Origin of the sequence: Aquimarina callyspongiae, assembly GCF_034322225.1 — a bacterium.
Taxonomy (GTDB): domain Bacteria; phylum Bacteroidota; class Bacteroidia; order Flavobacteriales; family Flavobacteriaceae; genus Aquimarina.
In genome coordinates this window covers 288,086-304,421 of record NZ_JAXLPA010000002.1, presented here as the reverse complement: position 1 = coordinate 304,421, position 16,336 = coordinate 288,086, and the positions used below count along the sequence as shown (strand labels likewise).

Below are 16,336 nucleotides of genomic sequence, written 5' to 3'. Positions count from 1 at the left end.
ACTTTAAGGTATTTTTGGGTTTTATTTATCTTTAATTCTTCATTTTGAATAGTATAATCAATTCTTGTCAAATTAAATTTTCACAAAATCCTCAGCTATTAGATTCTAACAAAATAACAATCGTTTTTTTACACGACTCATTAGGTTGTATAGAATTATGGAGAGATTTTCCAGAAAAAATAAAATCTGCTACTGGATATAATGTTCTTTCTTATGATCGCCAAGGATATGGACAATCAGCTCCTTTTGAAGTAAAAACCAGAAAACTGGATTATTTAAAGAATGAAGCTATAGTACTAGCAAAAATCATTGATCAATTAGATCTTAAAAACATCGTATTATTTGGCCATAGTGATGGTGGGAGTATAGCTCTATTAACTGCAGCCTTATTTCCTGATAAAATCAAAGGTATTATCACCGAAGGTGCTCACGTTTTTGTAGAGGAAGAAACTCTTTCAGGAATCAGACAAGCAGTAGAAGCATACCAAAATACAAATCTCAAAGAAAAGCTTTCCAAATATCACGGAGTAAAAACTGATGAAGTATTTAGAATGTGGGCAGAAACCTGGTTATCAGCTGATTTTAAAAATTGGAATATTGAAGAGTATTTATCAAAAATCACTTGCCCTTCATTAATTATCCAAGGAGAAAAAGATGAATACGGTACTATAGCCCAAGTACACTCTATTGTAGGAAATACAGGAGGGATATCTACTCCAATGCTAATCCCAAACGTTGGTCATACTCCTCATAAAGAAGTTCCAGATCTTATTGTAAATAAGACTAATGATTTTCTACTCAGTTTATAAAATTATCGTTAAAGAAATCATAAAATTTATAATTCTATTAAATTATTTAAAAACTTGTAACGAGTACAACACACAGATCTTAATTGTCTCTTATAAAGAAACAATATACTTAACCCTATAAAACCTAACGTTCTAAATTATGAAATTCATCAAATCAATCTTTTTATTTCTATTAGTATTACTTACGACATCACATATTCAAGCACAAGAAAGTGTTGAATATCAAAAGCCTCCTAAAGAAATTTTAGACCTTGCAGATGTTCCTCTGGCTCCTTCGGTAAGAATAGATGACCTGGGAGAAAACCTAATTTTCCTTTACAGAGATGGATATAAAACCATTTCAGAATTATCAGAAAAAGAAATGCGTCTTGCAGGATTACGAATTAATCCTAAAACCAATATTTCTAGTAGAATTACTTACTATAACAATATTAAGATTAAGAAAACATCTGATAAAGAAGCCATTCAAGTACAGGGGCTACCAGATCAATCAAGGATAGCCTATTTAACCTGGTCTCCTGATCAGAGTAAAGCTGCATTTACAAATACCACATCTGATGGTGTTTCTTTATGGATTCTTGATGTTAAGCAGGTAAAAGCACATAAAGTTACAGACGCACAACTTAATGCCAATATGGGTTCTCCTTTTAAATGGTTTAGAAATGGTTCTGCTTTATTGGTTAAGTTTTTATCCAAAAACAAAAAAACACTTATTAATACTCAAGAAGCAATCCCTACAGGGCCAACAATATCAATGAGTGAAGGTACCAAGGCTCAAAACAGAACATATCAGGATCTTTTAAAAAACCCTAATGATGAATATAATTTTGAGCAATTAGCCATTTCTGAAATTCATAAAGTTACAACTGATGGTACTATAACAAAATGGGCACCCGAAGCTATGTACGGGCGATTTTCATTTTCTCCTAATGGAGAATATGTAATGGTTACATCGGTTCAAAAACCATTTTCTTATCTTGTTCCTTACAGACGTTTTCCTCAAGAAACTAAGCTTCATAAAAATAATGGAGAAGTTATAAAAACCATCAACAAAGTTGGTTTAGACGAAGTGCGACCTAAAGGCTTTATGGCAACAAGGGTAGGTAAAAGATCTATGACCTGGCGTACTGATCAACCATCAACAATCATATGGGCAGAAGCGTTAGATAAAGGGGATCCTAAAATAGAAACCAAGTATCGTGATGAAGTATTTCAACTTAAAGCACCGTTTACTGATGCTCCAACCTCGATTCTTAAAACTATAAATCGATATTCTGGGATTAGTTGGACTAATAATAATAAACTGGCTTTAGCCTATGACTATTGGTGGAATACAAGAAACACAAAAACTTACGTATTTGATCCAGCTAAACCTGATCAAGAACCTAATATCATTCAGGATAGAAACTATCAGGATCGATATAATGACCCTGGAAATCCAGTGTATGTAAGAAATGAGTATGGTTATTCTGTAATCAATATCGAAAAAAACTCAATGTATCTGATTGGAGCTGGTTATACAAAAAATGGGCAATTTCCATTTATTGACAAATTTGATTTAAAATCTAATAAAGCAACAAGGATTTATCAATCAGAATATACAGATAAGGCTGAAAACATATATGATGCTATTGATTTAAAAAAAGGAGAGTTTCTTGTACGAATTGAATCTCCTAGTGAATACCCTAATTTCTATATTCGAAATATTAATAAAAAGAATAATCTTAAACAAATTACAGCATTTAAAAATCCTTTTTCCGGAATTCAAAATGTTCATAAAGAGGTTATCAAATACAAAAGAGATGATGGTTTAGATCTTTCTGGAACTCTTTATCTTCCTATCGGTTATGACACTTCTAAAAAAGAAAAAATGCCTATGATTCTTTGGGCGTATCCAAGAGAGTTTAAGGACAAAAACAGTGCTTCTCAATCTACATCAAACCCTAACAGGTTTACGTACCCGTATTGGGGATCTATGATTTATTGGGTTACAAGAGGATATGTTGTATTAGATGGTGCTTCTTTTCCAATTGTAGGAGAAGGAGATGAAGAACCTAATGATTCTTTTAGAAAACAATTGGTTGCTAACGGTAAAGCTGCTATTGATGCTGTAGATAAACTTGGTTATATTGATCGTGATCGCGTAGCCGTAGGAGGGCATTCTTATGGAGCTTTTATGACAGCAAATTTACTATCACACTCCAACTTGTTTGCTGCTGGTATTGCCAGAAGTGGTGCATATAACAGAACCTTAACTCCTTTTGGTTTTCAAAGCGAAGAACGTAGTTATTGGGAAGCGCCTAAGGTATATTATACAATGTCTCCTTTTATGCATGCTGAAAAAATGAAAACACCTTTATTATTAATTCATGGCGAAGCTGATAATAATTCTGGAACATATCCTTTACAAAGTGAACGTTATTTTAATGCTTTAAAAGGTTTGGGGGCAACCGCAAGGTTAGTAATGTTACCCAAAGAAAGTCACGGGTATAGAGCTAAAGAATCTATATTTCATTTATTATGGGAACAAGATCAATGGCTAGAAAAATATGTAAAGAACAAAAAGAAAATCAAACCCGAAGGAACTAATTAAAATACATTAAGCTCTAAAAATAAAAGCCTCTAGATCTAGTCTAGAGGCTTTTATTTTTTTAAAAGGAATTCAAACCAATAAATTTTTGACGATAATATCTCTTAAGTCGTTCTTATTAAGAGGTTTATTGATAATATCATTCATTCCTATGGCCATACATTCATCTCTAACCTCTCCTAATTCTGCTGCTGTTAGTGCTATAATAGGCGTAGTTTGATCAAATTCTCTTATTCGCTTGGTTGCCTCATTACCATTAACATAAGGCATATTAAGATCCATTAATATAAGATCAAAATCTTCTTTTTTAACCATTTGTATTGCATTAAATCCATTTTCTACAATGGTACAGTCATAGCCAATAAGGTTTAATAAATTTTTAGTTACAATCTGGTTAATCTTATTATCTTCTGCTACTAATATTCTTCTGTACACTTGTGTTTTTTCATTTTCAGTACCATTAACACCAAGTTCATCGTTTTCATCAATGATTTCAAGATTAAGATCAAAATAAAACATAGTGCCTCTTCCCTCTTTACTATCCAAGTTAATATCACTATCCATCATCAATAGAAGGTTTTTCACAATAGATAGACCTAGCCCTGTTCCTTCTAATTTATTAGATTCTCTATCAATCTGAGAGAATTTTTCGAATACAAAATCTTTCTTATCCTCAGGAATTCCAAGTCCATTATCTTCTATTTCATAACGTATATGTATACTTTCATTTGTAGTAGAAAGGATTTTAATACGCAACCATATTTTACCGTTTTCAGTAAATTTAGAAGCGTTTCCTATCAGATTAATTAAAACTTCTGATAATCTAAGAGAATCTACGTTTAAGGTTTCAGGAAGCTCATTTGGTACTTCTAGAATAAGCTCATTATTTTTACTTTTTGCCTGATATTCAAAAGAATTTAATAAGTTCTGTGATAGTTTGAACAAGTTTGTTGGAGTTTTTGACAACTCCATTTTCCTAGATTCAATTTTACTAATCTGAAGAACGTTATTAATCAAATTCAATAAATAATCTCCTGAAAATTTTAAAGAACCTAGTAATTTTTTATGTTTTTCCAAAACATCTTCATCTTCTAATAAAAGTGAAGTAATCCCAACCACGCCATATAATGGTGTTCTTAATTCATGGCTTACTGTGGAAATAAATTGAGATTTTACCTGAGCCAGATTTTCGGCTTCAGCTTTTGCTTTAAATAGTTGATCATTCTTATCCTTAAGCACATCACTAAGTTTTTTCTTGGATCTATATCCTTTATAAAAGAAAAAACCGATACCCGATAAAAAAATCAGACTTACAATTGCAATTATATTAATTGTTCTATTATTTCTAGCTATGCCTGCCTGATACTCCTTTTCTCCTTTTGCAGCAATCAATTCTCTTTCATACTCATCTACTTCAAAACGAATTTTGGTGTTTTCAATTTGTAATAATTTTTCTTCGTTATATAACTTATCTTTATAATGATAATATGTTTTAAGGTCTGAATAAGCTTTATCAGTATCCTTAATACTTTCATACAACTTTGATCTAGCTTCATACAAATAAGACAATTCTAAAGTCAAATTTTTCTCTTTTGCAGATTTAATAGCTTTATTGTATTGCTCTAGTGCCTTATCAGGTTCGTCTTTATTAAAATAATAGCGTCCTCGTAAATATGTAATCTCACAAGTAGTTATTGTATCTTTTAAAGTTTTTAATAATGATTCTGCTTCAACCAGATATGGATAAGCCTTATCAGGTTCTTCTCGATCTATGTAAGTCCAGGCAAGGTTAATAATTGGAGTTATATATTCATCCGGAGCTTTTAATTTTTCTCCTAAATACTTAGCTTTCTCATAATAATGCAACGAAGTTTTTAAATCTTTATACCCATCAGAATAAACATTTCCGAGTCCATTATAACTCCAAAGAATCAATAACGAATCTTGAGATATCTCTGCATACATTAAAGATTTTCTAAAATTTTCTTCGGCTGCTTTATAATCCAACAGCGTATTGTAGTTATACCCCATTAAATAATATGCCTGACCTTTATAGTAGTTGTTATTGATCAGATGAGCATAATTAGCAGCTTTTACGGCATATTCGATCGATTCTTTAATCTTATACTCATAGGTTAGTTGATTTGATTTATCAACCAAAACCTGAATACTATCAACAACAGGAAATTTTGTTTTTTCCTGAGCTATAGTACAAGTAACATACCCTATACAATATGTGACTATTAATAGTTTCCTCAAAGTGAATATTTTTATAGAATATCCTGTGTATCTTCTTGTGAATATAGCGCTATTGCTATTCCCCTCACTAAGTAAAATGGCCCCATACCATCTTAACTTCAGAAGTTAATTTACTAAAAATATGGGAGAAAGCCCGGAAATAATTCAATAAAGATGTAAAAACCAATAGTATAGAGGTCATTATTTTTTCTTTTTTGAGATCATATATATTCCATAAATTACAATAGCCGCTCCGATCATTTGAATCCCTGATAATTGTTCTCCTAGAATAAAAAAAGCTAATACAATGGTAGATATTGGCCCCAAACTGGCAATAATCGAAAAATTAGAAGCCCCAAGTTTTGCAATTGCTGCTGATACCAAATATGATGGTATAATCGTTGAAAATATAGCCATAGTAATGCCGAGTATATATATTTCTATTGGGTAAGAAAAGATATCTCCTCTATCAAAAACCAAATATTGAATAATTATACAAAGTGATGAGACTATCATCGCATATGACGTAAAAGTTACAACACCAAATTTAGGGATCAACCATCCGCTTCCAACTAAATATGTGGCATAGGTAAGAGCACTTAGAAATATTAAAAACACTCCTAATTCTAAATAATCAGAATCTAATTGCAATTCTCCCCAAAAAGTAACAATAACGCCAATATAAGTTAACAGGATGACAATAAGTTGTCGTTTGGTTATCGTTTTTTTAAAAAAGAGTTTTGACAATATAATAACCAATGTAGGGTATATAAATAAGATGATACGCTCTAGTCCCGCCTTAATATATTGTAACCCTAAAAAATCAAAATAACTAGCAAGATAGTATCCAACAAAACCAAAAAACAAAATCCACAAATAATCTTTTGTTTCTATTTTCTCAGGAGATGTAGGAGTGCTCATAAAAGCAATAATCATATAAAATGGTAGAGAAAATAGCATTCTAAAAAGCAACAAATGTTCTGAGCTTATATCGTATTGATACGCTAGTTTTACTAATACGGCTTTGGCAGAAAATAAAACTACACCTAATATTGCCAATACTACTCCTGAAGAAAGGGTTTTAGAATATTTCATTCGCCAAAAATAGTCCTACGTATTTGTAACCATTACTGTTTTATTCTGAAATTACGATATCCAAAAAAAAAACCTCTTGACAAAAATATCAAGAGGTTCTTATAACTTATTTGTATATATTTTTTAGACGTTAAAAAGGAAATGCATTACATCACCATCATTTACTATATAACCCTTTCCTTCAACTCCCAATTTACCAGCTTCTCTCACTTTAGCTTCGCTTCCAAGAGAGACAAAGTCGTCATATTTAATAACTTCTGCACGAATAAACCCTTTTTCAAAATCAGTATGAATTACTCCTGCCGCTTCGGGAGCTGTTGCTCCTATATTAACTGTCCAGGCGCGAACCTCTTTTACTCCAGCCGTAAAATATGTTTGTTGATTTAATAATTTATATGCTGCACGTATAAGAACTGAGGATCCAGGTTCTTCAAGCCCCATATCTTGTAAAAACATTTGTCTTTCTTCATAATCCTCAAGCTCTGTAATATCTGCTTCTGTACCAACAGCCAAAACAATTACTTCTGCATGTTCAGAAGCTACAGTTTCTTTTACTTTATTAACATAATCATTTCCATCAACTGCAGCACTTTCATCCACGTTACATACATATAGCACTGGTTTATCTGTAATCAATTGAAGAGGTTTTACATAGGCTACACGATCATCGTCGGATATTTCTATTGCACGAACAGAAGATCCCGCTTCTAATCCCTCTTTAAGCTTTAATAAAACCGCCTCTTCTTTCTGCGCTTCTTTCTGACCAGTTTTTGCAGCTCGTTTTACCTTATCCAGCTTTTTCTCAAGACTTTCAAGATCTTTTAGTTGTAACTCAATATCAATAGTTTCTTTATCTCGTATAGGATCTACAGAGCCGTCTACATGAACAACATTATCGTTATCAAAACAACGAAGTACATGAATAATAGCATCTGTCTCACGAATATTTCCTAAGAACTGATTCCCTAAACCTTCTCCTTTACTTGCTCCTTTTACTAATCCAGCAATATCTACAATTTCTACGGTAGCAGGAATAACTTTCTCAGGATCCACAAGCTCCTCTAATTTCTTCAATCTCGGATCTGGTACATTAACTACCCCAATATTAGGTTCGATTGTACAAAAAGGAAAATTAGCACTCTGTGCTTTTGCATTAGACAAACAATTAAACAAAGTAGATTTTCCAACATTAGGTAATCCAACAATTCCTGCTTTCATAGTATTCAAATTATAATAATTGAAATAAGAAACCTTATTCCATTTTTTAAGAGTGCAAAGATAACGGTATTCATACAAAGTACACAAATGCAAAACCATAAGATTCATAACAAAAAAACAGATCAATAAAATCATATTAAAAATGTTCTTTACAGTATGGATGTACTACGATAAAAAGCAACTTATCATTTTTTTGTAATTTTGGATAACCAAAAAATACACAAATGAGAACTTTACAAATTCTAATCACAGCATTATTTATGGTTTGTGTTAATATGAATTATGCACAATCCGAAGAGAAAAAAACTGAAGAGAGTATTACTCCAAAAGAAAATTCTTCTAAAGAAACAGTAACCAAAATTATTCGCATTAAAGGACCTAATGGAGAGGAAAAAGTGATCAAAAAAGAAGAAGTGATCACTAAAAAGAATAAAATTAAATTAAATCCCGAAGATGAAGGAAAAACAAATCAAACTGCTATTTATACCGATGATGAAGTAGTTGTTCAAAACTCTGATTCTGCAACTTCTACTACAGAAGGGTATTCTATGGTAGAAGATGGAAAAGGCTATATCATTACATTTACTGACAAAAATGGAAGTAAAGTCGCTAAAGCTCGTCGATTAAGCAACGGATATTACATTGTTAATCAGGGAGAAAAAGATAACGTTATTGGTCACTTTGATGAAGAAAAAAATTTTATTGTAGAAATGTATGATACAAATACGGATCAAGTAATAAGCGTAACATACAAAGCAAATTAGATAATATAATTGATCTAAATCCTTTTAATATTTTATCATAAAAAAGCCAGATTTACTTCTGGCTTTTTTATTGCTTTTAAAAATTGTGTGAAAATTCATGTTAATTAACAATTATTTTTAGATAAATTTAACCCACCAACTTATTAAAATTAATTACATGAAAAAATTCACACTCATTTTATTTGGGCTATGCATTGCTATGTCTTATTCGCAGCAAGCCGTAACCGGAACAGTCACCGATGCCGAAGGGACTCCTCTTCCTGGAGTAAACATTGTCGAAAAAGGTACCAGTAATGGTGCCACAACAGATTTCAACGGATCTTATAGTATTGAAGTTAACCCCGAAGGGACTTTAGTATTTAGTTTTGTAGGATTTGAATCCAAAGAAGTAGCGGTCAACTCGCAATCTACAATTAATGTAACTCTCTCCAGTGGATCACAACTAGAAGAAGTACTACTAGTAGGTTCCAGAGCCCTACCTAGAAGTAACACAACCTCTTCCTTACCAATTGATGTATTACCTGCAAAAGAATTAGCATCAACCGGTCAAATTACCTTTGATAAAGCGCTACAGTATAAAATACCTTCTTTCAATACTGTTCAAACCCCTGTTAATGATGCAACATCATTATTGGATCCTTATGAAATAAGAAATATGGGGCCAAGTAGAACGTTAATTCTTATTAATGGAAAACGTAAAAACTTAAGTGCCCTTTTATATACTCAAACTTCTCCAGGTAGAGGAGAAACAGGTTCTGATATTTCTGCAATACCAACTGATGCCATTAAAAGAGTAGAAATATTAAGAGATGGTGCTTCTGCGCAATATGGTTCTGATGCCATTGCTGGTGTAATGAATATTATTCTTAAAGATAATCCAGGTGATGGTTCTGTAACATTAAGAACAGGTGTTACCTCAGAGGGTGATGGAGAAACAGTAGGGATCAGTTTAAATAATGGAGCTGTTATAGGAGATAGCAAAGGCTTTTTTAATTATACCGTAGATTTCTCTAAGGTAAACTTGGCAAATCGTCCTGGAACTGTAGATGCACTTGGAGAAGCTACTGATTTTGGAGCTGACATAGCGGATGTACAGGCTTTTTTAAATTTATTTCCTGATGCAGGAAACATTAATGGATCTCCTGAAACTTCTGCAGCTAAATTTTTGGTAAACGGAGGTTATGATATTAATGAGAATACAGAAGTATATATGAATGCTGCTTATGTATATAAGAAAGTAAATAGTTTTGCTAATTATAGAACTCCATATTGGAGAACAGAAGCTGATTTTCCTTACCTGGCAGATTTTTTTCCAAATGGACCTAATGGAGAATACATAGGATATGTTCCTACTTTTGAAGGAGATCTTAATGATTATAACGCAACTATTGGATTTAAAACCAAAAAGAACGGATGGAATTATGATCTTAGTTATACTACCGGTGGAAATTCACAGGAATATACAGTAAACAACTCACATAACAGAAACTCTGTATTATCTCCTTCGACCTGGGTAGATGCTAATGATAATGGCATTGTAGATCCTGGAGAACTTACTGAAGGATCAGAGTTATATCGCGAAAATAGCCCTATCTCATTTGATCCGGGAGGAACAAAATTTAGACATAGTGTAGGAAATATTGATATTGCCAAATTAATTTCAGATCAGATTAGTATAGGTTTTGGTGCCGAATTTAGAACTGAAGTATTTGAAATTACCGAAGGAGATCTCGCTTCTTATGATGGTGGTGGAGCCGATTCTTTTGCAGGAAACAGACCAGAGAATTCAGGAAAATTTAATCGATACAATTTTGGTGGTTATTTTGATATTTCTGCTGATATTACTGAAGACTTTTTAGTAAACGGAACTATTCGATTAGAAGATTATAGTGATTTTGGTGAGGCTTTTGTATGGAAATTAAGTTCTCGATATAAATTCTTAGAAGATAAATTTACTGTAAGAGCATCACTATCTACAGGATTTAGAGCACCAACATTACATCAGATCTATACGCAAAGAGCACAGTTTAGTTTTGTTCCAGGCCAAGGAATCCAGGTAGGTGGTTTAGTAAATAATGTTTCTCCACAAGCACGATTACTATCCATCCCTCAATTAGATGCTGAAGAATCAACAAACTTTACCATAGGATTTGGTGCAAAAATTAATAAAAATATTAATGTTACTGTAGATTACTACAATATCCAGGTAGATGATAGAATTGTTTTAAGTACCGAAATAGGAGCTACAGCAGCAGGTAACACACCTTTGGACCAAGTATTACTAGACAATAACTTATCAGATGTGAGTTTCTTTGTTAATGCAATTGACACAAGAACCTCTGGAATTGATGTAGTTGCTAATTATCGAAACATAAACATAGGACCAGGAAGGCTTAATCTTAGTTTATCTGGTAATTATACGATAGAAAACGAAAGAGATGGGGCAGTTAATAACCCTCAACTCGTTGCAGATGCAGGGCAATCTGTTGTAAATGATACGCAAGAAGCTTTATTTTTCACATCTCGCCCAGAGTATAAAGCAATTCTAGGTGCTAACTACGATATCGGAAAATTTAGTTTTTCTTTAAATAATACTCTGTTTGGCCCAACAAAATTCAGAAATCAAGGGTTACAAGATTTAGAAGGACTTGTAGGTGGAGATCCAGCAGATAGTGATGGTGGTTCTGACCTAAGTGTAGAATTTATGACAAAGGTAGTAACAGACCTGGGCATTAATTATAATGCTACCGATAAAATAACTATTGCACTTAATGTTAATAACATTCTGGACGTATTACCAGAATGGGAATTCAAGTCTTTAACACCTACAGGAGATGCTGTGCTTAATGATCCAGCTGCAGAAAAAACAGCTTTCAACCTTATAACATTTAATGGTAGGTATTCTCAAATGTCATATGACGGATATCATTTCAGCCAGTTAGGTACACTGTTTAATTTATCATTAAACTATAAATTCTAATTAAATAAACAGACAACTCTTTTAATAGAGTTTAAACATCTAAATTTTTAAAATCTCAGAGGATAAACCTCTGAGATTTTTTATTTCTACTCGATTATATGGTTTTAACATAAATACAATATTATTAACAAGTAGTTTACAACTTATTTAAAATTACCTCAATACTTTATGTTAAATAATATGCTTTTAAATATATTTAAAGTCACAAATCAATTTAAATAAACACTTAGATGAAAAAACTCACACTCATTTTATTCGCACTATTGGCATGTAGTTGGTCGTATGGTCAGCAGATTGTCACTGGAACTGTAACCGATTCTTCGGGTTCACCATTACCGTATGTAAATATCTTAGAAAAAGGTTCTGAAAAAGGAACTACAACCGATGAGCAAGGTAATTACTCTATTGCAGTAGATGAAAATGCAACATTAGTATTTAGTTTTATAGGCTTTGAAACTCAAGAAATCGAAGTTGGAACTCAAGAAAAAATCGATGTTGTATTATTAGAAGGTGAAGCTTTAAGCACTATTGTTGTTGTAGGTTCAAGGAGTCCAAAACGAACAGCCACAGATACTCCCGTAGCCATAGATATTATCGACATGCAAGATGTTGTTACCAAAAGTGGTAAAATAGAGATCAACGAACTTTTACAATATTCTGCTCCTTCATTTAATGCTAATAAACAATCAGGATCTGATGGTGCTGATCATATTGACCCGGCAACTTTACGTGGATTAGGACCAGATCAGACGCTTGTATTGATTAATGGAAAAAGAAGGCATTCATCTTCTTTGATCAATATCTTTGGTACAAGAGGAAGAGGAAATTCTGGTACGGATCTTAATGCAATTCCTGCTTCTGCGATTAAAAGAATTGAAGTTCTTAGAGACGGGGCTGCCGCACAATATGGTTCTGATGCTATTGCAGGTGTAATCAACATTGTATTAAAAGATAATGTAAATAAACTTACTGGTAGTATTAGCTATGGAGCATATAATACTAATGCCAAAGGTGATTTTCCTGCCGGAACACCAAATACTGATGGCAATCGCTTAGATACAGAAAATGATGGTAATCGTATTGCGGATGATAAAAATTTTGATGGAGGATCAGTAAAGATTACAACAAATTATGGTGTAGAAATTGGAGAAGGTGGTTATGCTAATTTTACAGCTGAGTATTTAAGTAAAAATAAAACCCTTAGACCTGGGTTTGATTTTAGAAGAGGATTTGGAGAAGCTGCAATTGATGGTTTCAACTTTTTTGTAAACGCTGCAGTACCTTTAGCAGAAAAAACCGAATTATACGTTTTTGGAGGAAGAAATTATCGTGATACAGATGCTTTTGCATTTACAAGAAATGACGGAGAACGAGTGGTTACTTCAATATTTCCTAATGGTTTTACTCCTAGAATTACTTCTAATATTATAGACAACTCTGTTTCGGCTGGAGTTAGAACAGAAACAGCCAGTGGATGGAAAATTGATGTTAACAATACTTGGGGAAAGAATAACTTTCATTACTTTATTAAAGGAACTCTTAATGCGTCATTGCAAGAATCCTCTCCTACTGATTTTGATGCAGGAGGGCACAGTTTAAGTCAAAACACAACGAACTTAGATTTCTCAAAATATCATCCTAATATTATGAAGGGACTTAATGTTGCCTTAGGAGCAGAATATAGAACAGAGAATTTTATCATTTTTGCGGGAGAAGAAGGGTCTTATGCTACCTATGATGTAAATGGATTACCTATTACAGATCCTGCAAACCAAACACAACCAATAGATCCTGATTCTGGTAATTTACGACCTGGTGGTTCTCAAGGTTTCCCTGGATATAGTCCTTCTAACGAGGTAGATCGTTCTCGTTCTAATTTATCTGTATATGCAGATGCCGAATTGGATTTTACAGATAACTTTTTACTTGCTGCAGCTGCCAGATTCGAAAATTATAGTGATTTTGGAAGCACAATCAACGGGAAATTGGCTTTTAGAGCAAAAGTTACAGAAGGTATTAATTTAAGAGGATCTGTGAGTTCTGGATTTAGAGCTCCTTCATTAGCACAGATATACTACAATCTAAGATTTACCGATTTTCAAGGTGGAGTTGCTACAGAAACATTATTATCGGCAAATAACAGTCCCGTTACAGCTTCTTTTGGGATAGAACAATTAAAAGAAGAAACAGCAATAAATGCTGCTTTTGGTGCTAGTGCAAACCTAGGAGACTTTACTGTAACTTTAGATGGTTACTATATCAACGTAAAAGACAGAATTGTATTAACAGGAACTTTTGCTGCTCCTCAGATTCCTAACGTAGCAGAAGCACAATTCTTTGCCAATGGTGTGGATACTGAAACAGTAGGGTTAGATCTTATAATATCCTGGAAAGGAAATTATGATTTTGGTAATTTGTCTGCTACACTTGCAGGAAACATCAATAATATGACCATAGAAGACATTAATAATGGTGCTCTTGATGAAGCAACTTTCTTTGGAGAAAGAGAAAGAGCATTCTTATTAGCTTCTGCACCAGATAGCAAATTCACTTTAAACATGAACTATAGTAAAGAAAAGTTTAATGCAGGAGTTGGGCTTACTCATTTTAGTGAGATTGTATTGATTGATTTTGCTGATACCGAAGATGTTTATGGTGCTAAGATTACAGCAGATCTTAATCTAGGATACAAACTAACAGATAACCTTAGATTTACCGTAGGAGGTAATAATATCTTCAATGAATATCCAGATCAACAGGTTGATGGGGAAACCGAAGCTGGTGGATATTGGGATGCAGTTCAGATGGGGTTTGGTGGAGCATATTATTATGCTAGATTGGACTTTAATTTCTAAAACAAGATTTTCAGATATATATAAAGCGTTATACCTATTTGGTATAACGCTTTCTTCATCTATTGATTCTCTAATATATCATCTATCGTTTTCAGGTATTCTCTATACATAATCAGATCGTTATGACCTCCACCTTCTACAGTAATTAGTCTCTTATTTTGATTAGAAATACTATCAAACAATTGCTTTCCGGATTCATATGGCACCACCTTATCTTTTGTACCATGGTATATCGTAGTTCTACACGATACATCTTTTATAAAGGCATTTGATGGAATCTTATATCGTAACAACCACTTAACAGGAAAAATAGGTAACCAGTTCTTGGCAACGTTTTCTAAATTATAATAAGGAGTTTCAAGAATTAAATTACCCGGATTATTGACTGAAGCTGTTTTTACAGCAATTCCAGTTCCTAAAGATCTTCCGTAAATGTTGATTTTATTTTCAGGGTAGTACTGCTTAGTATATTCATAAAATTGCTGGGCATCACTATACAAGTATTCCTCTGTCATTTTTCCTTGGCTTTTTCCATATCCTCGATAATCCATAATGACCACATCATATTGTTTTTCTACAAAAAAAGTAGCAATACTTCCCCATCGTCTTAAACTCCCCTTGTTTCCGTGAAAATACAGGATTACACCTTTTGAGTTTTCTACTTTAAAATGAAGTCCATTTAATTTTGCACCATCAGAAGTTTCAAGAAAAAGTTCGTCAAAAGAATAATCAAACTGAAATGTGTAATTATTATCCAGCTTTTCTGGATGAAATAAAAGTTGTTCTTGAAATATATACAGTAATAAGGAAATAACACCATAGATCGCAGCAATCCATAACACAAATTTCTTAAGCTTGTGCATTCATCTTCTTTTTAGTGTGCATTACTCCTAAACTGGTATTAGAAAGATTTATGCGTTTCATTTTAGAATTAATAATTTCACCTAACATTTTATGATAAGATTCAAAATTATTGAGGTTTTTATGTCCTCCACCAATAACAGTATAGAGCCTGGTAAGTTTAGGTCTTATCTTTGATAATTTAATACTTGATTTAAAGGGGATTAATTTATCCTGAGTCCCGTGAATAATATGAATAGGGCAATTTACATATTTAAGCCATTTATAAGTGGGTATAGGATATCTCATAATTAAAGAGACAGGCATAAAGGGAATAAACTTGCCAGCCACCTTACTCAAACTATAATATGGAGCATCTAATATCAACATTTTGGGGTTGTTTATAGATGCTAGTTTTGCTGCGAACCCAGATCCCATAGATCTTCCGTAAAGAATAATATATTTTTCTTCTACTCGTTCTTTTAACTTATTATATACAAATTGAAGATCTCGTTTTAAAGCTTTTAAAGAACGTCTTCCTGTACTCTTACCAAATCCTCTATAGTCTAACATAACTACGTCATACTTATGCCTGGTAAAATCTACTGCAAACTTACCCCAGCCTTTAATACTCTTAGAGTTTCCTTTAAGGTATAAAACTACTCCTTTTGGATTTTCAACCTTAAAATGAAGTCCGTTAATAATTGCTCCATCTCTAGTTTCAAGATTATATTCCTCTACAATCTGATTATTATAATGAAACTGAAAGTCTTTATCTAATTTTTCAGGTTTAAAAATGAAGTACTCCTGCAGATAATACAAAGCCACACTTACAGCAATATACACTGTAAGAACAATAATTGCTATATATCCCCAATTTGGCATGTTATTATCCTCTTTTGTAGATAACTAATTTACAAAAAATTAAATTGAACTTATGATTTGTT

General features: G+C 32.7%; 10 protein-coding genes. 5 read left to right on the top strand and 5 right to left on the bottom strand.

What is annotated here, in order from left to right; genetic code table 11:
• Positions 1-44 precede the first annotated feature (44 nt).
• Together U0D62_RS08425 and U0D62_RS08420 are read left to right on the top strand one after the other, a co-directional pair.
• Entirely contained in the window at positions 45-809 is a 765-nt protein-coding gene (locus U0D62_RS08425; protein WP_322286825.1) for an alpha/beta fold hydrolase, read from the top strand.
• Between the two features lie 139 nt (positions 810-948).
• Positions 949-3,402, top strand: a complete 2,454-nt coding sequence (locus tag U0D62_RS08420) for an alpha/beta hydrolase family protein (protein ID WP_322286824.1) — start codon at positions 949-951, stop codon at positions 3,400-3,402.
• A gap of 69 nt (positions 3,403-3,471) precedes the next feature.
• Here U0D62_RS08420 and U0D62_RS08415 read toward each other — a convergent pair whose 3' ends face one another.
• The 3 genes from U0D62_RS08415 to ychF form a co-directional block, all read right to left on the bottom strand.
• Entirely contained in the window at positions 3,472-5,658 is a 2,187-nt protein-coding gene (locus U0D62_RS08415; RefSeq protein ID WP_322286823.1) for a response regulator, read from the bottom strand.
• Positions 5,659-5,838: 180 nt separating this feature from the next.
• Positions 5,839-6,732: a DMT family transporter gene (locus U0D62_RS08410; RefSeq protein ID WP_322286822.1), complete on the bottom strand. Its 894-nt coding sequence runs from the start codon at positions 6,730-6,732 to the stop codon at positions 5,839-5,841.
• A 123-nt stretch (positions 6,733-6,855) separates the two neighbouring features.
• Positions 6,856-7,950 (bottom strand): redox-regulated ATPase YchF, encoded by a 1,095-nt coding sequence (gene ychF, locus U0D62_RS08405; protein WP_322286821.1) that lies wholly within the window; start codon positions 7,948-7,950, stop codon positions 6,856-6,858.
• A 224-nt stretch (positions 7,951-8,174) separates the two neighbouring features.
• On the opposite strand from ychF, the gene U0D62_RS08400 reads away from it, so the two are divergent.
• The 3 genes from U0D62_RS08400 to U0D62_RS08390 all read left to right on the top strand — a co-directional run bounded on the left by U0D62_RS08400 (position 8,175) and on the right by U0D62_RS08390 (position 14,549).
• Positions 8,175-8,714 carry a hypothetical protein gene (locus U0D62_RS08400; RefSeq protein WP_322286820.1) on the top strand — a complete coding sequence of 180 codons (540 nt, stop codon included), beginning with the start codon at positions 8,175-8,177 and terminating at the stop codon, positions 8,712-8,714.
• Positions 8,715-8,871: 157 nt separating this feature from the next.
• Entirely contained in the window at positions 8,872-11,694 is a 2,823-nt protein-coding gene (locus tag U0D62_RS08395; RefSeq protein WP_322286819.1) for a TonB-dependent receptor, read from the top strand.
• Between the two features lie 230 nt (positions 11,695-11,924).
• Complete coding sequence (locus tag U0D62_RS08390) at positions 11,925-14,549, top strand: TonB-dependent receptor (protein WP_322286818.1); 2,625 nt, start codon at positions 11,925-11,927, stop codon at positions 14,547-14,549.
• A gap of 59 nt (positions 14,550-14,608) precedes the next feature.
• Here the strand turns inward: U0D62_RS08390 and U0D62_RS08385 are convergent, their stop codons facing one another.
• Entirely contained in the window at positions 14,609-15,412 is an 804-nt protein-coding gene (locus U0D62_RS08385; RefSeq protein ID WP_322286817.1) for an alpha/beta hydrolase, read from the bottom strand.
• A complete protein-coding gene (locus tag U0D62_RS08380) occupies positions 15,399-16,274 on the bottom strand; it encodes an alpha/beta hydrolase (RefSeq protein WP_322286816.1) in 876 nt (291 codons plus the stop codon). Before U0D62_RS08380 ends, U0D62_RS08385 begins: the two co-directional genes overlap by 14 nt.
• Positions 16,275-16,336 lie beyond the last annotated feature (62 nt).